This window comes from Cupriavidus phytorum, from assembly GCF_003254285.1.
GTDB lineage: Bacteria > Pseudomonadota > Gammaproteobacteria > Burkholderiales > Burkholderiaceae > Cupriavidus > Cupriavidus phytorum.
Genome location: NZ_QKZN01000006.1, coordinates 118,901 through 140,532 on the forward strand (window position 1 = coordinate 118,901; position 21,632 = coordinate 140,532).

At 69.3% G+C, this 21,632-nt stretch carries 19 protein-coding genes; 7 read left to right on the forward strand and 12 right to left on the reverse strand.

Going from position 1 to position 21,632, the window contains the following annotated elements:
• Window positions 1–23 precede the first annotated feature (23 nt).
• The 3 genes from C7416_RS17000 to C7416_RS17010 form a co-directional block, all read right to left on the reverse strand.
• Window positions 24–1,013, reverse strand: a complete 990-nt coding sequence (locus C7416_RS17000; RefSeq protein ID WP_111520001.1) for a Bug family tripartite tricarboxylate transporter substrate binding protein — start codon at window positions 1,011–1,013, stop codon at window positions 24–26.
• 66 nt (window positions 1,014–1,079) lie between these two features.
• Window positions 1,080–2,072, reverse strand: a complete 993-nt coding sequence (locus C7416_RS17005) for a tripartite tricarboxylate transporter substrate binding protein (RefSeq protein ID WP_111520002.1) — start codon at window positions 2,070–2,072, stop codon at window positions 1,080–1,082.
• Window positions 2,073–2,107: 35 nt separating this feature from the next.
• Entirely contained in the window at window positions 2,108–2,857 is a 750-nt protein-coding gene (locus C7416_RS17010) for a GntR family transcriptional regulator (protein ID WP_111520003.1), read from the reverse strand.
• 109 nt (window positions 2,858–2,966) lie between these two features.
• Between C7416_RS17010 and C7416_RS17015 the strand changes: the two genes are divergently transcribed.
• Window positions 2,967–3,821, forward strand: coding sequence for an amidohydrolase family protein (locus C7416_RS17015; protein ID WP_111520004.1), 855 nt, complete (start codon window positions 2,967–2,969; stop codon window positions 3,819–3,821).
• A gap of 28 nt (window positions 3,822–3,849) precedes the next feature.
• Here C7416_RS17015 and C7416_RS17020 read toward each other — a convergent pair whose 3' ends face one another.
• Complete coding sequence (locus C7416_RS17020; protein ID WP_111520005.1) at window positions 3,850–4,770, reverse strand: LysR family transcriptional regulator; 921 nt, start codon at window positions 4,768–4,770, stop codon at window positions 3,850–3,852.
• Between the two features lie 93 nt (window positions 4,771–4,863).
• Here C7416_RS17020 and C7416_RS17025 point away from each other — a divergent pair, with 93 nt between their 5' ends.
• Window positions 4,864–5,877: a zinc-dependent alcohol dehydrogenase family protein gene (locus C7416_RS17025; RefSeq protein WP_111520006.1), complete on the forward strand. Its 1,014-nt coding sequence runs from the start codon at window positions 4,864–4,866 to the stop codon at window positions 5,875–5,877.
• Window positions 5,878–5,890: 13 nt separating this feature from the next.
• Here the strand turns inward: C7416_RS17025 and C7416_RS17030 are convergent, their stop codons facing one another.
• From C7416_RS17030 to C7416_RS17050, 5 genes are all read right to left on the reverse strand, one after another.
• On the reverse strand, window positions 5,891–6,562 hold the full coding sequence (locus C7416_RS17030; protein ID WP_111520007.1) for a DUF2894 domain-containing protein: 672 nt from the start codon (window positions 6,560–6,562) through the stop codon (window positions 5,891–5,893).
• On the reverse strand, window positions 6,555–7,202 hold the full coding sequence (locus tag C7416_RS17035) for an OmpA family protein (RefSeq protein WP_092312022.1): 648 nt from the start codon (window positions 7,200–7,202) through the stop codon (window positions 6,555–6,557). Before C7416_RS17035 ends, C7416_RS17030 begins: the two co-directional genes overlap by 8 nt.
• Window positions 7,199–10,087 carry a DUF802 domain-containing protein gene (locus C7416_RS17040; RefSeq protein WP_111520008.1) on the reverse strand — a complete coding sequence of 963 codons (2,889 nt, stop codon included), beginning with the start codon at window positions 10,085–10,087 and terminating at the stop codon, window positions 7,199–7,201. The genes C7416_RS17035 and C7416_RS17040 overlap by 4 nt, the downstream gene beginning before the upstream one ends.
• A 10-nt stretch (window positions 10,088–10,097) precedes the next feature.
• Entirely contained in the window at window positions 10,098–10,841 is a 744-nt protein-coding gene (locus C7416_RS17045; RefSeq protein WP_111520009.1) for a DUF3348 domain-containing protein, read from the reverse strand.
• A gap of 99 nt (window positions 10,842–10,940) precedes the next feature.
• A complete protein-coding gene (locus C7416_RS17050) occupies window positions 10,941–11,306 on the reverse strand; it encodes a glyoxalase superfamily protein (RefSeq protein ID WP_111520010.1) in 366 nt (121 codons plus the stop codon).
• 132 nt (window positions 11,307–11,438) lie between these two features.
• Here C7416_RS17050 and C7416_RS17055 point away from each other — a divergent pair, with 132 nt between their 5' ends.
• The 3 genes from C7416_RS17055 to C7416_RS17065 all read left to right on the forward strand — a co-directional run bounded on the left by C7416_RS17055 (window position 11,439) and on the right by C7416_RS17065 (window position 14,711).
• Entirely contained in the window at window positions 11,439–12,407 is a 969-nt protein-coding gene (locus tag C7416_RS17055; protein ID WP_111520011.1) for an aliphatic sulfonate ABC transporter substrate-binding protein, read from the forward strand.
• Between the two features lie 329 nt (window positions 12,408–12,736).
• Window positions 12,737–13,198 carry a tripartite tricarboxylate transporter TctB family protein gene (locus tag C7416_RS17060; protein WP_111520012.1) on the forward strand — a complete coding sequence of 154 codons (462 nt, stop codon included), beginning with the start codon at window positions 12,737–12,739 and terminating at the stop codon, window positions 13,196–13,198.
• Between the two features lie 10 nt (window positions 13,199–13,208).
• Window positions 13,209–14,711: a tripartite tricarboxylate transporter permease gene (locus C7416_RS17065; protein ID WP_111520013.1), complete on the forward strand. Its 1,503-nt coding sequence runs from the start codon at window positions 13,209–13,211 to the stop codon at window positions 14,709–14,711.
• 129 nt (window positions 14,712–14,840) lie between these two features.
• Here the strand turns inward: C7416_RS17065 and C7416_RS17070 are convergent, their stop codons facing one another.
• Together C7416_RS17070 and C7416_RS17075 are read right to left on the reverse strand one after the other, a co-directional pair.
• Window positions 14,841–17,045, reverse strand: a complete 2,205-nt coding sequence (locus tag C7416_RS17070) for a phosphocholine-specific phospholipase C (RefSeq protein WP_111520014.1) — start codon at window positions 17,043–17,045, stop codon at window positions 14,841–14,843.
• A gap of 83 nt (window positions 17,046–17,128) precedes the next feature.
• Window positions 17,129–17,335, reverse strand: coding sequence for a hypothetical protein (locus C7416_RS17075; protein WP_111520015.1), 207 nt, complete (start codon window positions 17,333–17,335; stop codon window positions 17,129–17,131).
• 320 nt (window positions 17,336–17,655) lie between these two features.
• On the opposite strand from C7416_RS17075, the gene C7416_RS17080 reads away from it, so the two are divergent.
• Window positions 17,656–19,788: a catalase gene (locus tag C7416_RS17080; protein ID WP_111520016.1), complete on the forward strand. Its 2,133-nt coding sequence runs from the start codon at window positions 17,656–17,658 to the stop codon at window positions 19,786–19,788.
• 117 nt (window positions 19,789–19,905) lie between these two features.
• Window positions 19,906–20,592, forward strand: a complete 687-nt coding sequence (locus C7416_RS17085; RefSeq protein WP_111520017.1) for a GntR family transcriptional regulator — start codon at window positions 19,906–19,908, stop codon at window positions 20,590–20,592.
• 19 nt (window positions 20,593–20,611) lie between these two features.
• Here C7416_RS17085 and C7416_RS17090 read toward each other — a convergent pair whose 3' ends face one another.
• Window positions 20,612–21,589 (reverse strand): Bug family tripartite tricarboxylate transporter substrate binding protein, encoded by a 978-nt coding sequence (locus C7416_RS17090; protein WP_111520018.1) that lies wholly within the window; start codon window positions 21,587–21,589, stop codon window positions 20,612–20,614.
• Window positions 21,590–21,632: the final 43 nt, after the last annotated feature.

Here is a 21,632-nt window from a genome sequence, read left to right on the forward strand (position 1 = left end):
CCACCGGACGGCGCTGGCCGATATCAGTCGGGCTTGATCCCGGCGCGCGCAATGATCGGCCGCCAGCGCTGCTGCTCCTGCGCGATGAAGCGCGAGAATTCCGCCGGCGTGCCGCCCACCACGATGGCCGCGTCAGCGCTCAGGCGTTCGACCGAGCTCTGGCTCTTCACGGCCTTCATGGTGGCGTCGGCCAGCTTGTCGGCGGCGGCCTGCGGCAGCGATGCCGGCGCCAGCAGGCCGTACCACTGCGTCATCTCGAAGCCGGGATAGCCTTGCTCGGCCACCGTGGGCACGTCGGGCAACTGCGCGATGCGCTGGGTCGTGCCGGTGGCGATGCAGCGCACCTTGCCGGCCTTGATGAACTGCAGGATCGCGGGCGCCCCGACCGCGGCGGCGTCGAGCCGGCCGGACAGCAGGTCGGTGATCTGCGGGCCGCTGCCGCGGTATGGCACGTGGGTGATGAAGGTGCCGGAGGCAGCCTTCAGGTATTCAAAGGCCAGGTGGCCGGCACTGCCGTTGCCGGCCGAACCATAGTTGAGCTTGCCGGGCTTGCTCTTGGCGAGCGCCACGAATTCCTTCAGGTTCTTCGCGGGCACGTCGGGATGGACCACGTACAGGCTCGGCACCTTGGACAGCAGCGAGATCGCGCGGAAGTCCTTGACCGGGTCATACGGCAGCTTCGGGAAGATGAAGGGATTGACCGCCAGCGTGCCGATATGGCCGAGGATCAGCGTGTGGTTGTCATCGGCGCGCGCGACTTCGCCCATCGCGATATTGCCGGCGGCGCCCGGCTTGTTCTCGACGAACACGGAGACGCCGAGCAGTTTGGTCAGCTCCGCCGCGGTCGAGCGCGCGACGATTTCGGAACTGCCGCCCGGCGCGAACGGCACCACCAGCCGGACCGGCTTGCCGGGCCAGGCCTGGGCGCGGGCGAGCGTGGGTGCCAGCGCGCACGCGCCCAGCGCGGCGCTGGCCTTGAGCAGTTGGCGGCGAAAGGGATTGGCTGCGGTCATGCTTGTCTCCTGGGATTGCGGTAGCCGGGCGGTGGCACGGCAAGGGCGATGGGGGCGACTGGGTTGTTATTCGGGCCGGATGTTGCCGTCGCGGATCACCTTGGCCCATAGCCGTGCCTGGCCGTCGATGAACTGTCGCGCTTGCGCCGGCGGTGCTGCCACCACCTCGCCACCCAGCTCGGCCACGCGCTGCCGGATCTCGGCGCTGGTCATGACCTTCTGCAGCGCGTCGGCAAGCTTCGCGGCGATCGGCTCCGGGGTCGCGGCGGGAAGGAAGGCCGCGTTCCATTCATACACCTCGTAGCTGGCCACGCCGGCTTCCTGCATGGTCGGTACCGCCGGCAGCGCCGGGGTGCGGGCCCGGCTGGTCACCGCCAGCGGCTTGAGCTTGCCGGCCTGGATGTGCTGCAGGCTCGAGGCCACGTTGGCAAAGAACAGCGGCACCTGTCCGGCAATGACATCGGTCATGGCCGGGCCGCCGCCCTTGTAGGGCACGTGCAGCAGGTCGACGCCTGCGCGCTGCTCGAACAGCACGCCGGCCAGATGCTGCGCCGAGCCGTTGCCCGAAGACGCAAAGGCCACCGAGCCCGGCTTCTGCCTGGCCATGGCGACGACATCGCTGACCTTACCCGCCGCAAAGCTGGCGGTGGCGACCAGCACATTGGGATAGCGCGCCAGCACGCCGACCGGGCGGAACGCCTTGTCCGGATCGTAGGGCAGGCGCGGATAGAGGCTGGGATTCACGGCATAGGACGAGGCATCGACCATCACCGTGTAGCCGTCGGGCGCGGCCTTGGCGACATAGGCCGCGCCGATCTGCCCGCCGGCACCCGGCCGGTTCTCGACGACCACGGTCTGCCCCAGTTCGCGCCCCAGGCCGGGCGCGATCAGCCGTGCCATCAGGTCGGCGCCGCCGCCCGGCGGGTATGTCACCACGATGGTGATGGGCCGTGCCGGCCAGGCCGCGGCGTTGTCGGCGGCCTGCGCCGGGGTGGCGATGGCAATCATGGCGGTGCCCGCGGCGGTGGCTGCAGCGGCGATCGCGTGGCGTGCGTGCATGGGTCGGTCTCCTTGGCGACGGTCCATAACGGTGCTCAGCGGACGTCGGCGGTATAGCGAAAAGCAAAGGCGTCGCCGCGCGTCAGGCGGTATTCGACGCAGTGGCCGGCCAGATCGAAGGCATGGCGCGTGACCACCGCGCACGGATGCGCATCGGGCAGCGTCAGCAACGCAGCCTCGTCCGCCGCCAGCGTGCGGAAGGTCACCTCGTCGACGGCACGATGGACCGTGACGCCGCAGGCGCTGCCCAGCAGCGGGTAGAGCAGGTCGCCCCACTGCGCTGGCGGCAGTTGCTGCAAGGCTTCGCAGCGCGGCAGCGGCAGCCAGATCGATTCCAGCAACCGCGGCGTCTGCTCCAGCCAGCGGCGGCGCGAGATCGCCAGCCCGCGCGCGCCGGTGTCCAGCCCGAAGCGGCCCGCCATGGCTTTGTCCAGCCGGACGGCGCGGCACGACAGGATTTCCGAGCGGGGCACCACGGGCGCGCCATCGGCGCCGCCGAAGCGAAAGAAACGCATCAGGCTGGCGCCGCTCAGGCCCTTGCGCACGAAGGTGCCCTTGCCCTGCACGCGCTCGAGCAGGCCTTGCTGGACCAGCACCGCGATGGCCTGGCGGATGGTGCCCAGCGCGATGCCGAACTCCCGGGCCAATGTGCCTTCGGCCGGGATGGCATCGCCCGGGGCCCAGGCACCGGAAACGATCCTGTCCTGCAGTGCCGCCGCGATCTGGCCGTAGCGGCTCAGCCCCGCGGTGGCGGTGGTGGTCTGGAGCGGTGCGTTGTCTGGCATGCCGAAGCCGTGCTAAATTGATTGAAGGCTTATGTCCTCTAGAGGACTAGAATACTGACGCGGGTCTGGATGCCATATCCGGATATACCCGCCCCACGGAGGCTTGATCATGAGCAGGCGCGCTTCGCCGCTGGTGGATACCCATTTCCACGTCTTCGATACCGGCGTGGCCACGGCTTCGGCGCGCTACCGGCCGGCCTATGCCGCCGGGCTGCAAGACTGGCAGGCAGCGGTCGGCAGCCTGGGTGACTTGGATGGCCAGGGCGACCTGTATGGGGTGGTCGTACAGACCAGCTTTCTCGGTACCGACAATACCGCGCTGCTTGCCGCGCTGCGGGCGATGCCCGACCGCCTGCGCGGCGTGGCGGTGATCGACCCGACCTTCACGGATGCGCAGCTGACCGCGCTGCACGCCGCCGGCGTGCGCGGCATCCGCCTGAACCTCTACGGCGATCCGGAATGGCAACGCATTGCCACCGCGCCATGGCGCGCGCTGTTCCGCAGGATTGCCGCGCTGGGCTGGCACGTCGAGCTCCATACCGGCAACGGGCACGGCGCCATGGTGCTGATGCAGCTCGATGCGGCGCTTGGCGATGCCGGCGCGCCAGTGGTGCTTGACCACTTCGGCCGGCCCGGCACAGCAGGGATCGCGGATGCGGTCTTCGATGCCGCCAGGGTAGTGCGCGCGCGCCGCCAGGTGTGGGTGAAAATCAGCGCGCCCTACCGGCTGGCATCGCCGCACCACTGGCCTCAATTTGCGCAGCGCTGGCGCGACATCGTCGGCGATGACCGCCTGCTGTGGGGCAGCGACTGGCCCTGGACCAATCACGAGGGGCCGCAGCGGCTGGACGAGTGCCGCGAGCTTGCCGGGTGGCAAGGGCAGGATGGTGACGACGCGGCGTTGTCCGCGGCGCTGCGCTGGCGCAACGCCGCGGCGCTTTACGGGTTTGCCGTGGCGGCGTAGCGGTATCGCAGCGTCGCACGGCGAGCCTTCAATCCACCGTCAGCGCCGCCGGCAGCGCGGCCACCAGCAAATCGATCGTCACCCGCAGCTTGTGCGGCAGGAAACGCGTGCGCGGCCATACCAGGTGCAACGGCGTGCGGCTGGCCGAGGCCTGCGGCAGCAAGCGCACCAGCTTGCCCTGGTGCAGCGGCGCGCGCACCAGCCACAGCGGCAGGTTGGCCACGCCGGCGCCGCGGATCGCCGCCATGGCGAGGGTGTCGATGTCGTCGAAGGCGAGCCGGTGCGACAGCTCCGGCCGCACCGGATTGCCGTCGGTGTCGGCCAGTGACCAGGGGACGGGCTGGCTGCCGCGCAGGTAGACCAGGCACTGGTGCGACAGGAGTGCGGCAGCGCTCGCCGGCGTGCCGTGACGGCGCAGGTAGTCGGGCGACGCACACAGCACCATGGTCTGCGTGCCCAGCGGCCGTGCCACCAGCGTGTCGCTGTCCGGCAGGCGGCCGCTGCGGATCGCCAGGTCGATGCCATCGTCGGCAAAGTCCACCAGCCGGTCGGTGAAATTCCCTTCCAGCCGCAGTTGCGGATGCCGCTCCGCCAGTTGCAGCAGCAGCGGCGCCACATGATGGCGGCCGAACACCACCGGCGCGCTCACGCGCACGCGGCCCGCGACGGCGCCGCGTCCGGCTTCCAGCATGTTCTGCGCGGCATCCAGTTCTTCCAGTGCCTGGGCGCAGCGCTCGTAGAACGCCTGGCCGTCGTCGGTCAGCGCCAGGCTGCGCGTGGTGCGCACGAACAGGCGCGCACCGACGCGCGCCTCCAGCCGCGCGATGGCCTTGCCGATGGCCGAGCGTGTCAGGCCCAGGCGCGCCGCCGCCTGGGCAAAGCTGCCGGCTTCAGCCGCGGCCACGAAGGCCGTGATGCCGGCGAGCCGGTCATGCGAGATTGGTTCCATGGTGGCTACACAGGAAGGACTTCGATTGCCCAATGGATCGGACGGGGAATCAGTATAGTGGGTTCACCGTTTTCCACCCACAGGACTGCACCCATGACTTCCTCCATGCAACGCTGGCAACTTTCGGCATTCGGCCGCAACCACCTGCATCGCGTCGATGCGCCGATACCCACGCCGGGGCATGGCGAAGTACTGGTGCGGGTGCATGCGGTGGCGCTGAACTACCGCGACCTGATGATCCTCCACGACGGCATGGGCATGCCGGTGCAGCCGCCGCTGGTGCCGGGCTCGGACATGCGCGGCGAAGTCGTGGCCATTGGCGATGGCGTTGCCGGCTTTGCTCCGGGCGACGCGGTGATCAGCACTTTCTTCAGCGGCTGGCTCGATGGCGTGCAACCGCGCCACAGCAAGCCGCTGGGCGTGCCGGGCCCCGGCATGCTGTCCGAATACGTGGTGCTGTCCGAGGACGCGCTGGTGGCGGCGCCGCGCACGCTCGACGCCGCGCAGGCCAGCACGCTGACCTGCGCCGGCCTGACGGCATGGCAGGCGCTGGCCGAGGCCACGGTGACGCGGCCCGGCGATACCGTGGTGGTGATCGGCACCGGCGGCGTGGCCCTGTTCGCCGTGCAGATCGCCCTTGCCCAGGGCGCGCGCGTGATCGTGGTGTCGGGCAGCGACGACAAGCTGGCGCGCGCGCAGGCGCTGGGCGCGGCACACGGCATCCATCGCGGCCGCACGCCGGACTGGCCCGCCGCGGTGCGCGAGCTGACCGGAGGCCACGGCGCCGATCATGTGCTGGAACTGGCCGGCGGCGACAACTTCGGCCGCTCGCTGGCTGTGCTGGCGCAGGGCGGCCGGATCTCGGTGATCGGCAACCTGCAGGGCGACGAGCTGCGTGCCAACGTCTATCCGGTGCTGCATGGCCGCGTGACCGTGCAGGGGATCGGCGTGTCGCACCGGCGCGCATTGCAGGACCTCGTGCGCGCGGTCGACTGGCTGCAGCTGCGCCCCGTGGTCGAGCGCGCGTATGGCTTCGGCGAACTGCCGGCGGCGCTCGATCACCTCGAGCGCGGCGCCTTCGGCAAGGTGGTGGTGCGGCTGGACTGAGGCGGCCCGGCTGCTACTTGCGGGCCTTGGCGCGGGTATTTTTCCTGGCGGCGGCGCGGGCCGCTTCCTTTTGCGCCGCTGCCGCCTCGCTCAACTGCTCCAGCCAGGCCATGCCCTCGACATACGACAGGAAATGCCGCAGGTATTCGGGCGAGGTCTCGCGCATCAGCGACAGCGAGCGATGCACGAGATGGTCGGTATTGAGCGGCCCGGCGTTCTCCGGCACGCGCTCCAGCGACTGGCGGAACTGCTGTTCGACGCTGACCCTGGCCCAGGTTTCGCGGAAGTAGTCGGCGAGGGTGTCGACCAGCGGCGTGTCGACCGCTTGCGCCGGTGCCGGCGATCGCGCGCGGGCATCGTTCGAAGCCGGCGCGAGGGCGGGTCTGGCGCGTGCGGCAAAATCCTGGACCAGTGCGCCCAGCGCGCTCACGGGTGGCGTTGGCGCGGGCTGGCAAGCGGTCTCGCCAGCGTGATCGGCATTGCCCGGCACGAGGGGGGCATAGGCGCCGATCAGCGCCTGCAGGCGCGCCTCCAGCAATTGCCGTGCCGCGCCGCCGTGTGCGGCCGCGCGGGCGGCCAGTGCCTGCATCAGGCGGAAGCGCACCGGGTCGGCGCGGTCGGCGCCGCCGGCCTGCCAGGCGTCGAGTTGCGCGCGGGCAGCGGCCGCCGCGTCGAGCTCAGCCATGCGCCTTCACCGTGCCGGTGGTCACGCGCGGCACCGGCGAGATTTCCACGCGCCGGTTCTTCGCGCGGCCGGCGGCGTCGGCATTCGGCGTGACCGGCTGCTGCGAGCCGAACGCGGCCGAGAACACCGACGACGGCGGGATGCCCGCATCGATCAGCGTGCGGGTCACGGTCAGGGCGCGCTGCGCCGACAGTTCCCAGTTGTCCGCAAAGCGCCGGTTGCCCTCGCGCACCTGCTGGTCGTCGGTAAAGCCGCTGACCATCAGGATCTCGTCGCGGCTGCGCAGGTAGGCCGACAGCGGCTGGGCCAGGCTCCTGAGCAGGTCGCGGCCTTCGGGCTGCAACTCGGCGGAATTGAGCGCGAACAGCACGCTGCCGCTGATGCCGATGCGCCCGTTCACCAGCGTCACGCGGCCGGCGGCGAGCGGGCCGGCCAGGGCCTTTTCCAGTGTCTCGCGGCGCTGGGCTTCCTCTTGCCGCTGCTTGACCTCGGCTTCGAGCCGCGCCGACAGCTCCATCTGCACGCCGATGACCCCCAGCAGCACCAGCACGAACGCGCCCAGCAGCACCGACATCAGGTCGCCGAAGACCGCCCAGGCCGGCACGGTGGGCTCAACGCCGGCGTCGAGTTCTTCTCTCATGCCGCCTCTGCGCCGGGTGCCTGCTGGGCTGCCCGCTGCTGCAGGTCTTCCAGGATCTGCTTCTGCGACAGCATGCTCAGGTCGACCACCTCGCGCGCCTGCGCCACGTAGTAGGCCAGTTGCTCGTCGCTGCGCGTCATCGACTTGTCGAGCGCGGCCTCGATGCGCTGCAGGTGGTCGATCAGCTTGCCGTTCGATTCGCTGAACAGCTGCACCGCCACGCCGAAGGCTTCGCCCAGGCTGGCCACCTCGACCGCGCTGCCGGTGACCTGCGCGGCGATGTCGGCAAGCTTGCCGGTCCCGGCCTCGACCTTGTCGGTGAAGCGGCCGCCGACGCGCTCGAGCAGGTCGGCGGTGGTGGCAACCAGCGTATCGACCGCAGTGCGCTGCTCGGTGGAGGCGTGGTTGACGGCGTCAAGCAGCGTGCCCAGCGTTTCCATCATGCGGCTGCGTTCTTCCAGCATGGCGTGGTCGCGCGCCATGCCCTCGGTCAGCTTCTCGCGCAGCTCTGCAATGACCTCGGCGGCGGCGCGGGGCGCTTCGCTCGCGGCCTGCAGCAGGCGCGAGACTTCTGTGACGGTATCGGTGGCCTGGGCCTGGGCCTGCGCCGCCATGTCGCGCGCGGTGACGGCCAGCGTTTCGCAGATCTCTTGCTGGCGCGCGGTGGCGTGCGCGCTGGCCTGCTCCCATTCGCCGCGCAGCGAAGCCGCCATGGTGCCCAGCGTTTCGGTCCACGCGGCCAGGCGTTGCGCGTCCTGCGCCACCAGTTCCGCCTGCAGCGCGGTGGCGGCCTTCGGCGCCTCGGCCGCGGCCTGCACCAGGCGGTCGATCTCGGCCAGGGTGGTGCTGGTGTGCGCCTGCGTTTCGGTCGAGATCGCGCGGGCGGTCTGTGCCAGCGCCTCGCAGACTTCCTGCTGGCGCGCGGCGGCGTGCGTGCTGGACTGCTCCCACTGCTGGCGCAGCGTCGCGGCGATGCTGCCGAGGGTTTCGGTCCAGCCGGCGAAGCGTGCCTCGTCGCGCTCGGCCAGTTCGGCCTGCAGCGCGACCGCGGCCTTCGGCGCTTCCGAGGCGGCCTGCACCAGCCGGTCAATTTCGGCGAGGGTGCGGCTGGCATGCGCCTGCGTCTGCGCGGAGATCTCTTGTACGTGCTGCGCCAGCGTCGCGCTGATTTCGTCCTGGCGTGCGACCGTGTGGGCGTTCAGCTGCTGCCATTCCTGGCGCAGCGTGGCCGTGATGCTGCCGAGCGACTCGGTCCACGCGGCAAAGCGCGCTTCATCGCGCGACGCCAGTTCGGCCTGCAGCGCGACGGCGGCCTTCGGCGCTTCGGCGGCGGCCTGCACCAGGCGGTCGATCTCGGCCAGCGTGCTGCTGGCATGCGCCTGCGTCTGCGCCGAGACCTCGCGCACGTTCTGCGCAAGCGTGGCGCTGATTTCGTCGTGGCGGCTGACGGTGTGGGCGTTCAGCTGTTCCAGTTGCTGGCGCAGCGTTGCCGTCATGCCGGCGAGCGTGTCGGCCCAGGCCGACAGGCGCTGCGCGTCCTGCGCGGCCAGTTGCGCCTGCAGGCCGGCATGCGAGGCGTCGACGCTGCGCACCAGCGCCGCGGCGTGCTCGCCGAACGTTGCCGCGGCGGCGGCCAGCGCCTGCTGGTTGTCGCCGGCCAGCTTTTCGCCGGCCTGCTGCTGTTGCGACAGCGCCTCGCGCCAGGCTTCGGCGGTGCTGGCTGCGACGGAGTCGAAGCGGCTGGCGACGCCTTCCAGCAAGCTGGCCGAGCGTTGTTCGAAGGTCTGGCTGAAGCCATCGAGCGAAGTGCGCAGGTCCGCCGCCAGCGCCTCGCTGGTGCGCTGGTGGCCGGCAAGGGCCTGGTTCCAGGTATCGGCGACACCGGCGGTGGCGCGCTCGAACCGGCTCGAAACGCCGTCCAGATGCTGTTGCACCGCCTGCGTGACGGTGTCGCGCAGGGCCGTGGTCTCGCGGGCCAGGCCGGCCATGGTCGCGTCCACCGCGGGCTGGATCGCGGCACCCGCGGCGCGGGCGCTGTCGACGATGCTGTCCTTCAGCGATTGCTCGACCGATGACGCCAGGCGCGCATAGACCGCCTCGGTCTTGCCGTGGAAGGCGTCCTGGCTGGCCACCAGCCGCTCGGCCAGGGCCTCGTGCTGTTGCGCCATGGCGCGCATCATGGCCTGCATTTGTTCGGCCAGTGCCGGCATCACGTCGGCCTGGCGCTGCAGCAGCTGCAAGGCCTGGTCGCGCTGGTGGTCGCGCTGATGGCCGCGCGAGTAGCTGCGCAGCGTGGTGGCGATGCGGGCGTCGAGCGCCTGCGCGGCCTGGATGCGTTCGCGCCGGCACAGCGCGGACAGCAGGCCCAGCATGGCCGAGGTGGCCACGCCCGCGACCGAGGTGCCGAAGGCAAAGCCCAGCCCCTTGACCGGCGCCGCCAGCGACGCGCGGATCGCCTGCAGGTCGGTCGCGCCTTCCAGCGCGATGCCGGTGCCGCGCAAGGTGGCCACCATGCCGAGGAACGTGCCCAGCATGCCCAGCAGCACCAGCAGCCCGACCAGGTAGGGCGTCAGCGCGGGGCCGGGCAGGCCGACGCGCTCGCCTTCGACGCGCAGCCGCACGCTGTCGCGCAGGCTCGGGTGCAGGCGTTCCAGCCAGCCGCCCAGGCTGGCTGGCGCTTCGGCCAGGCCGGCCAGCGCGTGCGTTAGCGTGGCCGTGGCCTGGCGGTAGGGCAGCAGTTCCAGCGCGCCGCCGATGTAGAAGCCGCCGATCAGCAGGGTGACGACGAGCGCGAGGAAATTGGTGCCGGCATAGCCCGCGCCAATCCAGCAGACGACCGCCAGGCCCGCCAGGAACGCAACAATATGGGAGAGGTATCGGGTCATGATGTCCGGGTTAGCTGTCTTGCAGCGCCGCCAGCAGGCCTTCGACGGGCTGCCAGCGGATCTCGAGTTCGGCGAGCAGCACGCTCTGCATATCCTTGCGGAACACGCCCAGCCATGCGCCGGGACGCGCCGCCGCGGCTTGTGCCGGCGCCTGCGCCTGTGTCTCCAGCGCCGCGGCCTCGGCCTGGCGCAGGCGCTGGAAGTGCGGCTCCAGCAGGCTCGGCACCGCGCCCAGCAGGCTCTGCTCGCGCGCGCCGAGTACGCGCTCCATCACCGCGTCGACCATCGCCAGCTTGGCCAGCGCCGGCGTGCGGGCCGACAGCGCGGCGCGCAGGCGTCCGCGCACGTTGCCGATGGCGGTTTCCATGGCCTGCTGCAGCGTCTGGTAACGCTGGCGATGGACCGCGTAGTCGACCTGCGCATCGACCGGGTCGGGCAGCGCCGACGGTCGCGCCGGCCCGCGCCGCCGCGCTGCCGGCGCCGTGTCTTCGGCAATCGCATCCACCAGCCGGGCGCGCACGCGCGCGCTTTCCTGCGCTTCGGTGCTGCCGCCGGCACTTGCCGGGGCCGGCATGGCCGGGGCATGGGCCTTCAGCGCAGAAGACAGCGCGATCGCATCCGCCCATCCAAGCCATTGGCTCAGCTGGCTGGAAAGCGAGCTTGCGGGGGCGGGGGCGTCGGCGTCGGTCAGGCGGGCCAGCAGGCGGACCAGCGTGGGTCCGCTCAAGCCTGTGCGCCGGGGCACTTGTAACATTCCGCTGGATTGGAAAAAGGCAGCAGTTTACACGCCCCGGGCAGTGGCGCGGCCGGCGGGGCGCGGCACGGCGAAACTGGGCGATGGGATCGAGTCGCGCTAATCCTCTGTCACCTGGCAGAACCGCAGCCGGTTACCGAACGGATCGGCCACCTGCAGCATCCGGCCCCAGCCCACGTCCTCCACACCGGGCCTGGCGTACGGATAGTCCCTGGCGGACAGCTCCCGGTGCAGCGCATCGATATCCTCCACCGGCACGAACACGGTCGACCCCGGCGTGGCATCGCCATGGTGCTCGCTCAGATGCAGCGTCAGGCCGCTGCGACTGACCTGCGCGTACAGCGGCAACCCGTCTTCGAAGCGATGCTCCCAGTCGAGCTTGAAGCCGAGGAAGTCCTGGTAGAACTCCATGGCCTTGTCGACGGAGAAGATGCGGAGGATGGGGATGCCGGCGGACAGGTTCATGGTGTCAGATGCGGGAGTGGCACGGGAATCCCGGATGATAGCCGCCGCATAAGCATCGGCGACAATCTTCGTTGGCTCGGCCCGGTTCCGCGACTAAGCTGGCGCTCCGATTTGCCTATCCGGAGCACCGCCATGACCCCGACCCACAATTCCCGTCGCCGCTGGCTTCTGGCCGCAGCGGGCGCGGCCGCGGCCAGTGCGCTGCCCGGCGTCAGCCTGGGCCAGGGCGCGACGACATTGCGCATCGGCTACCAGAAGTCTTCCACGCTGATGATCCTGCTGAAATCGCGGCAGACGCTGGAGAAGGCGCTGGCACCCAGGGGCGTGGCGGTGCAGTGGTATGAGTTCACCTCCGGCCTGCCGCTGCTGGAGGCGCTGAACCTCGGCAACATCGACCTCAGTGCCGACGTCGCCGACGCGGTGCCGCCGTTCGCGCTGGCCGCCGGCGCGTCGCTGACGTATTACGCGACCGAGACCCCGTCGCCGCAGGCGCAGGCGATCGTGGTGCGCGCCGATTCGCCGATCCGCGAAGTGGCCCAGCTCAAGGGCCAGCGCGTGGCGTTCGCCAAGGGGGCAGGCGCGCATTACCTGGTGCTCGAGGCGCTGGCGCGCGCGGGACTGTCGATTCGCGATATCGAGCCGGCCTACCTGAGTCCCGCCGATGCGCGCGCCGCGTTCGAGCGCGGCAGCGTGGCGGCGTGGGTGATCTGGGACCCGTTCCTGGCGGCGGTGCAGCGCCAGTCCAATGCGCGCGTGCTGCGCGATGGCGAAGGGCTGTCGAGCTATCGCCGCTTCTATCTGGCGGCCACGCCGTTCGCACGCACGCATGCCGAGGTGCTCGAGGTGGTGTTCGACGCGCTGCGCGACGCGGGCGACTGGGTCAAGCGCAACCCCGCCGAGGCCGCGCGCTGGCACGCGCCGCTGATCGGCCTGGATGCCGCCACCGTGGAGGCCGCGAACGCGCGGCGCAGTTACGCCGTACGCACGGTCGACGCGGCCGCGCTGGCCGAGCAGCAGCGCATTGCCGACGCCTTTGCCGCGCAGGGCATCCTGCCGCGCAAGGTGGCGGTGTCGGCCTCGCCGGTCTGGCGCAAGGCATAAGCCGCGGCGCGCCAGCGCAGGTCGGGCGTCCGCTTGTCCGGCGGGGCGCAGCCAGCGCCCTGTAGGCCCTGACCCGCATTCCATCGTCCGGCCACAGGCCGACCTCGCGCGCCGACTTTCGTTCCCCACCTTCACCCTGCACGCCATTGCCGGCGCCAGCGGCAAGCCAGCCGCCATGGCCAACCCGCGCACTGAACCTGCGACCGATTCGTAGGGAATAACCCTTGCCGGCCGAAAAATATATCACAACATGATGTATTGTTCGGAACTCCCGAAGCCGACGCCACCCGTTGGTGTCGTCGCGTCGCCCCCCGCTTCAAGGAGCCTGCATGCGCATACGCAAGCAAACCGACTTCTATTCCGGCCTGATGTTCATCATCCTTGGCCTCAGTTTTTCCTTCGTTGCCCGCGGCTATTCGATGGGCACCGCCGCCAGGATGGGACCCGGCTATTTCCCGTTCTGGCTTGGCATCGTGCTGGCGCTGCTGGGCGCCGTGGTCGCCGCCGGATCCCTGTCGCACAAGAGCGAAGAAGACCGCATGGCGCGCTGGGACATCAAGACGCTGCTGTGGATCCTGGGATCGGTGGTGCTGTTCGGGCTGGTGCTCAAGCCGCTAGGGATGGTGCTGTCGGTGCTGGCGCTGGTGCTGGTGTCGTCGATGGCCAGCCATGAGTTCACCTGGAAGGGCGCAATCCTCAACGCCGCGATCCTGGTGCTGATCAGCACCGTGGCCTTTGTCTACGGCATCAACCTGCAGATGCCGGTGTGGCCGGCCGCTTTCGTCAACTAGGGGATATCGGATGGAGTTGCTGAGTCATCTTGCGTTGGGGTTTTCCACCGCGCTCTCGCTGCAGAACCTGGCCTATGCCTTCCTGGGCTGCGTGCTGGGCACGCTGATCGGGGTGCTGCCGGGGCTGGGGCCGCTGGCCACCATCGCCATGCTGCTGCCGATCACCTACACGCTGCCGCCGGTGGCCGCGCTGATCATGCTGGCGGGCATCTATTACGGTGCGCAGTACGGCGGCTCTACCACCGCCATCCTGGTGAACCTGCCCGGTGAGTCGTCGGCGGTAGTGACCACGCTGGACGGCTACCAGATGGCACGGCGCGGACGCGCCGGGGTGGCGCTGGCCACCGCCGGGCTGGGCTCGTTCTTTGCCGGCAGCGTGGCCACGCTGATCCTGGCCGCTTTCGCCACGCCGCTGTCGGAGCTGGCGTTCAAGTTCGGCCCCGCCGAGTATTTCTCGCTGATGGTGCTGGGCCTGATCGGTGCGGTGGTGCTGGCCTCGGGCTCGCTGGTCAAGGCGGTGGCGATGATCGTGCTGGGGCTGTTGCTGGGCCTGGTCGGCACCGACGTGAACTCGGGCGCCGCGCGCTTCTCGTTCGACGTGCCGGAGCTGACCGACGGTATCAGCATCACCGCGCTGGCGATGGGCCTGTTCGGCTTTGCCGAGATCATCGCCAACCTGGAGCAGAAGGAGCACCGCGAGACCTTCACCGACCGCGTCACCAACCTGTTCCCGACCCGGGAAGATTTCAGGCGCATGATTCCGGCGGTGCTGCGCGGCACCGCACTCGGTTCGTCGCTGGGCATCCTGCCGGGCGGCGGCGCCTCGCTGGCTTCGTTCGCGGCGTACTCGCTGGAGAAGAAGGCGTCGAAATACCCGGAAGAATTCGGCAAGGGCGCAATCGAAGGCGTGGCCGGTCCGGAATCGGCCAACAACGCCGCGGCGCAGACCTCGTTCATCCCGCTGCTGACGCTGGGCATTCCGCCCAACGCGGTGATGGCGCTGATGGTGGGGGCGATGACCATCCACAACATCCAGCCCGGCCCGCAGGTCATGAGCAGCAATCCGGCGCTGTTCTGGGGCCTGATCGCGTCGATGTGGATCGGCAACCTGATGCTGGTGGTGCTGAACCTGCCGCTGATCGGGGTATGGGTGAAGCTGCTGACGGTGCCTTACCGCTTCCTGTACCCGGCCATCCTGGTGTTCTGCAGCATCGGCGTCTACTCGGTCAACAACACGGTGTTCGACGTCTTTGCCGCGGCCAGCTGCGGCCTGATCGGCTATGTCTTCCACAAGCTGCGCTGCGAGCCGGCGCCGCTGCTGCTGGGCTTCGTGCTGGGGCCGATGATGGAAGAGAACTTCCGCCGCACCTTGCTGCTGTCGCGCGGGGATTTCTCGGTGTTTACCTCGCGTCCGCTGTCGCTGGGCCTGCTGGTGGCCGCGGCGGCGCTGGTGGCGGTGGTGGCGCTGCCGTCGATCAAGGCCAAGCGCGAAGAGGCGTTCCAGGAGGAATAACGAGGGGGAGCGGGGGCAAGGCAGTCTCGCATCAACGAGAACGACGGGCTGTTTCGTTCCTTGCGGACGAAACAGCCCTGGCCTTGCGGGCAGAGCGGCCGGCGCCTCGCGCCGCTTACTGCCAGGCCGTCAGATCACACCCATCGCGGGATCGCTGACGGTATCCTCGCCGGTCTCCATGCGCCCGGCAAAGCGGCGCGTAAATGCCGGGCTGGCCTCGCAGCTAACGACGAAGTCGTACCAGTTGCCGCTTTCCGCCACCGGCCATTCCAGCGTTTCCACCTTGCCCCGCTTGACCCGCTGCGTCCACGGACCATCGTCGCGATAGGCCAGCGCCTTGACGGTGAACGTCACGTCGGCATCGCCGTCGTTATGCAGCTTGACCTGGACCGTCGGCTTCTTGCAGGGGTTGTAGCAGACCTGGATTTCGGTGGACGTGGTCGCCGCCTCGTTGAGGTCGCCGGTGAAGGCGCGGTGGTAGCCGTTGGGGCCGAGCACCCACAGGTCGTACTTGCCACCGTCGGCGTTGACATCCCACGCATCGTCCAGCGCCTTGCCGGCCTCGACCACGTAGCGGCGCGGGATGCGGTCCAGGTGCAGCTTGTCGTAGACATGGAACACCGCGCCGGCCTGGTGCGCGCTGCCGTTGGCGAACAGCAGGCGCACGGTGCGCGATGCGGCATCGACGCGCGCGCTGGTATGCAGTTCATACGGCAGCTTGCGCGACGGGCGCGAGCCGGTGGCCTGTGCCGGCAGCGCCGGCGTGGCCGGCACCGGGATGGCGGGCTGCGTCTGCTGCCAGGCGGTCAGGCTGGTGGCGTCGGCGCGCGTGGTGCGCCCCGCCAGCACGGGCAGCGTCTCGCTGTTGGGCGTGGCGAAGTTGAAGGCGCTGGTCAGGTCGCCGCAAACGGCGCGGCGGTAGGCGCTGATCTGCGGCTCCATCACGCCGAAGCGCGCTTCCAGGAAGCGCAGCACCGAGGTGTGGTCGAACACCTCGGAGTTGACCCAGCCACCGCGGCTCCACGGCGACACCACCCACAGCGGCACGCGCGGCCCCGGCCCGAACGGCTTGCCATCCTGCGGCGGCTGCCTGGGCGTGGCGGGCGGGTAGTTGAAGTACTCGTAGGCCATCTGCGCATCGTCCAGCGTCGACTTGCCGGCCAGCGTGCCGTCCGGGTTGCGCGACGGCGCCGTCGGCGGCGGGCTGTGGTCGAAGAAGCCGTCGTTCTCGTCGAAGTTGATCAGCAGCACGGTCTTGCTCCAGACCTCCGGCGATGCCGTCAGCGCATCGAGGATGGCCTGCACGTACCAGCCACCCTTGGCCGGGCTGGACGGGCCGGGGTGCTCGCTGAACTCGGCCGGCGGGATGATCCATGACACCTCGGGCAACCGGCCGTTGAGCACGTCGTCGCGCAGCGACTGCAGGAAGCCGCCGTCGGGCATGGTGTTGCAGAAGCCCTTGGCCAGCGCGCTGTACTGGTCGTCGATATCCGGGTTGTAGGGCGGATTGACGCCGGTGCCGGCGGTGTTGGACAGCTTGCGTCCTTCCGGCATCTTTTCCATCTCGGCGCGCCAGTGCCGGAAGCTCATCATCTGGTTGCAGCCGTAGTTGTCCGGCACGTTCTGGTAGACCTTCCAGCTCACGCCCGCGCCTTGCAGGCGGTCGGCGTAGGTCTTCCAGGTCCAGCCCTCGGTGGACGGGCCCACGTCGGCACCGGCGTTGAACTCGTTGATCATCACCGCGACGTTGTCGCCGGTGGGACCGTTGCTGCCGGTCCAGTAGAACAGGCGGTTGGGGATGGTGCCGGTGTGCATCGCGCAGTGGTACGCGTCGCACAGCGTGAAGGCGTCGGCCAGCGCGCGCTGGAACGGGATCTCGGCGTTGTCGTAGTAGCCCATCGACAGCGCCTTCTTGGCCACCGGCCAGCGGTCCATGCGGCCGTGGTCCCAGGCGGCCTGCGCATCGGGCCAGGTATGCGGCGTGCCGCCGGCGCGCTGCGCGTTGCCCTGGGTTTCGTCGAGGTGGTAGGGCGTCAGCGTATTGCCGTTGGCATCGGTCTGGTAGAACGCGTTCTTGCCATTCGGCAGCGGGATCGCAAAGCGGTCGCCGTAGCCGCGCACGCCCTTGAAAGTGCCGAAGTAGTTGTCGAACGAGCGGTTTTCCAGCATCACCATCACGACGTGCTTGACGTCCTGGATGGTGCCGGTGGCGTTGTTGGCCTCGATCGCCAGCGCGCGGCGGATGCTGGGCGGAAAGCTGGCCAGCACCGCGGCGGCGGCGCCGGTGCCAAGGCTGGTCTTGAGGAACTGTCGCTTGGACGGATTGAAGGTCATGGCGTGGGGTGGGTCGTTCTGTCGCTGGATCGGAAAGCGGCCCGCATCATGGGCACGTCAGGGGGGCACATCAGGGGGGCACATCAGGGGGCGCAACGCGTCCTGCAGTTGCCAGGCTTGTCGGTGTGTCCGGGCTTGCCAGCCGCGTCCGGCGCGTTGCCGTTGGCGGCGCCGGGCTGCAGCGTGCCGCCTGCCGCGCCGGGGGAGTCGTCGCCGCCGCAGGCGGCAAGCATCAATGCCAGGGTCAGGGAGCCGGCCGCCAGCCATGGCCGGGCGGAATGCAACAGCAAGGTGGGTCTCATTGGTGCAGGGCCTTTTCTTCTGGTTGAGGGAGAGAACGATGGCCGCGCCCGTTGCGCCGACAGACGGCTGCACGCATCGGACTTCCGCCGCGGCGGATGACAAGCGCGGATCCGGCCGGATGCTGAGTAAATGGCCGTGGCTTGTCGCGACTGCGGGCGATTGTTGACGGATCAAATGTCAGATGTTTGACAGCGCGCACTTTCGGTACTTTGCCTTTGTAACCAAAAGTGTCAGCAAGCAGGCGTGGCAATTGCAGGCACTGCCGGGTTGCAGCCGTTCATCGTTCAACCCGATACAGGAGATCGCTATGCCCGACACGTCCGACGCCAAGGCCAAGCCCACGTCAAACACCACATCCGCCGCCGGTATCAACGGCGCTCCGGCCGGCTATGGCGACGCCCAGCGCGGCGCAGGCGGAGAGCTGCACCAGGTTGCCGGCGGCACGCATGTCCCGCTGACCACCAACCAGGGCGCGCCCATCGCGGACAACCAGAACTCGCTCAAGGCCAATCCGCGCGGCCCGACCCTGCTCGAAGATTTCATCCTCCGTGAAAAAATTACACATTTCGACCATGAGCGCATTCCCGAGCGGATCGTCCATGCGCGCGGCACCGCGGCACACGGCTATTTCGAGCTGACCGATTCGCTGGCGCAATTCACCACCGCCAGCATCCTGACCGAGGTCGGCGTCAAGACGCCGGTGTTTGCGCGCTTCTCCACCGTGGCCGGCGGCGCGGGTTCGATCGACACGCCGCGCGACGTGCGCGGCTTCGCGGTCAAGTTCTATACCAAGGAAGGCAACTGGGACCTGGTCGGCAACAACATCCCGGTGTTCTTCATCCAGGACGCGATCAAGTTCCCCGACGTGGTCCACGCGGTCAAGATGGAGCCCGACCGCGCGTTCCCGCAGGCGGCCACCGCGCACGACACCTTCTGGGACTTCATCTCGCTGACGCCGGAGTCGATGCATATGGTCATGTGGATCATGTCGGACCGCACCATCCCGCGCTCGCTGCGCATGATCGAGGGCTTCGGCGTGCACAGCTTCCGCCTGCTAGACGACCAGGGCCGGTCCACTTTCGTCAAGTTCCACTGGCGCCCGAAGCTGGGGCTGCAGTCCACGGTGTGGGACGAGGCCGTCAAGATCGCCGGCGCCGATCCGGACTTCCATCGCCGCGACATGTTCAATGCGATCCAGTCCGGCAACTTCCCGGAATGGGAGCTGGGCGTGCAGCTGTTCACGGAGGACGATGCCGCGAAGTTCCCGTTCGACCATCTCGATGCGACCAAGATCATCCCGGAAGAGACCGTGCCGCTGAAGATCATCGGCCGCATGGTGCTGGACCGCTGGCCCGACAACTTCTTTGCCGAAACCGAGCAGGTGGCGTTCTGCCCCGCCAATATCGTGCGCGGCATCGATTTCTCCAACGATCCGCTGCTGCTGGGCCGCTTGTTCTCGTACCTCGATACGCAACTGCTGCGCCTCGGCGGTCCCAACTTCAACCAGATTCCGGTGAACGCGCCCAAGTGCCCGTTCGCCAACCACCAGCGCGACGGCCATATGCAGATGCAGCGGCCCAAGGGACGCGTGGCCTACGAGCCCAACTCGCTGTCCGACGACTCGCCGCGCGAGGCGCCCGACCTGGGCTTCCGCCACGCCCTGGTGCCCGAACAGGGCGACAAGGGCCGCATCCGCGCCGAGACCTTCGCCGACCACTACAGCCAGGCGCGCCTGTTCTACCGCAGCCAGACCCGCGCCGAGCAGGCGCATATCGCCTCGGCGCTGGTATTCGAGCTGTCGAAAGTCGAGCACGTGCATGTGCGCGAGCGCATGGTGGCCCACCTGCTCAATATCGACCCGGACCTGGGCCGGCGCGTGGCTGACGGCCTGGCGCTGGACCAGGTGCCCGAGCCGCTGCCCACCGCCGCGCCGGTGCAGGACCTGCCGCCATCGCCGGCGCTGCAGATCATCGGCAAGATGAAAGACACGCTGCAGGGGCGCGAGATCGGCATCCTGGTCGCCGACGGCTCCGACGGCGCCGCTGTCGAGGCGATCCGCCAGGCGGCCAGCGCCGCCGGCGCCACGGTGAAGATCGTTGCGCCCAAGGTCGGCGGGGCGGTGCTGGCCGATGGGTCGAAGCTGCCGGCGGATGGGCAGCTGGCCGGGACGCCTTCGGTGATGTTCGATGCCGTGGCCGTGATCCTTGGTGCCGATGCCGCCACCATGCTGGTACAGGAGAGCGCGGCGCTGGACTTCGTCTGCTTTGCCTATGCGCACCTGAAGGCAATCGCGGCCGATGCCGGCGGCGAGGTATTGCTCACGCACGCCAACCTGAAGCCGGACAACGGCATCGTGCCGGCCAGCGACCCGGCACGGTTCATCGCCGCGGCCAAGACCCGGCAATGGGACCGCGAGCCGCAGGTGCGGATGCTGGCTTAGCGGGCGGAACGGTGCTGGCGCCCGGGCCGGGCGCCAGCCTTGTGCACACAACGGCAGCCTGTGAATACGCAGGGCAGGTTAGAATCCCCTTTCCCTGTTCCTGCGTAGCTGCTGTCCATGTCCGAAGAAAAGAAGAGCCTGTCCGAAACCATCCGCGCCGCGATCGAGCAGGAGATTCTTTCCGGAAAACTACCCAGCGGCACGCAGCTGGAAGAGCAGCAATTGCTGGCGCGTTTCGGCGTGTCGCGCACCCCGGTGCGCGAGGCGCTGATCCAGCTGGAGTCGGCCGGCCTGGTGGACCTGGTGCCGCGCCAGGGCGCGATCGTTTCTTCGATCACGCTGCGCGAGTACGTGGCGATGAACGAGATCCTGGTGCAGCTGGAATCGCTGGCGGCCCGGCTGGCGGCGCGGCGCATCTCCGCGGCGCAGCGCACGTCGCTGCAGGAGGCGTTCGATGCATGCCGCGCGGCGGCGGAGCGTGGCGATTCCGATCGCTACCGCGAAGCCAACGATGCCTTCCATGACGTCATCTACGCGGCCTGCTGCAACGACATCCTGTCGCGGCAGATCCGCACCATGCGCGCGCGCATGCGCGGCATGCGCGACCTGCGCTTCGAGAAGCCGGCCCGCATCCTGGCTTCCCTGGCCGAGCATGAGGCGGTGATGGGCGCGATCGTGCGCGGCAACGAGGACGATGCCGCGGCTGCCATGGTCCGGCATATCGCCACCGGCGGCGACGTTTATGCGGACATGATCGCCGCCATGCCCGACGACGAAGGCGGCGGCCGCCGCGGCCGCCGCTAGTTCCGGCCGACCGGCGGGCTTAGTCCAGCTTGACGCCAGCCTGCTCGATGCGCGTCACCGCCGACTTGCCGTCGGCTGCGGCCCATTTGCCGAACTCCGCGGGCGACGCCGAAGTCGACACCTCGCTGCCGTTGCCGGCCAGCTTGGCGCGCAATTGCGGGTCGGCCATCACCTTGGTCGCGGCGGCGAAGAGCTTGTCGCGGATGCCGTCGGGCAGTCCGGCCGGCCCGAATAGTCCAAACCAGAAAGTAAAGTCAAAGCCCGGCAGGCCCATCTCCGCCAGCGCGGGCAGGCCCGGCGCCACCGCCGACGGCTTGGGCGTGGTCACGCCGATCATCTTCACCACGCCTTGCGTGCCCAGCGGCAGTACCGACGCCGCGGTGCCGAATGACAATTCCACCTCGCCCGCGGCCACGGCCTGCAGCGCCGGGGCGCCGCCCTTGTAGGGCACGTGTGTCATCTTGGCCCCCGTGGCCTTTTCAAACTGCAGCGCGGCGATATGCGGCGAGCCGCCGATGCCGGACGACGAATAGTTGAACTTGCCCGGCTGCGCGCGCGCCTTGGCCACCAGCGTCTTGACGTCGCCGACGTTCAGGTTCTTGTTGACAGCCAGGATCAGCGGCGACACCGTCAGCCGCGTTACCGGGGTGAAGTCGGTCGCCTTGTAGCGGGCCTTGTACAACTGCTGGTCGATGCCGTACAGCGTGGCCGTGGCCAGTCCCAGCGTGTAGCCGTCCGGCGCGGCCTGAGCCAGCGCTGCGGAGGCGAGCGTGCTGCCGGCGCCGGGCTTGTTGTCCACCACCACGGTCTGGCCCAGTTCCCTGGACAGCGCTTCGCCGAAGACGCGGGCGACGAAGTCGGCGGCGCCGGCCGGCGTGTAGCCCACCAGCAGGCGGATCGGCCGGGTCGGATATTCCTGCGCGCCGGCGATGCCCGGCAAGGCCGCCAGGGTGGCGAGGGTCGCGCCGATGGCAACGCGCCCGAGAGCATGGTTCATGGTTGTCTCCTTGTTGTAGTCGCTGCCGCTGCGGTGTCGGGCG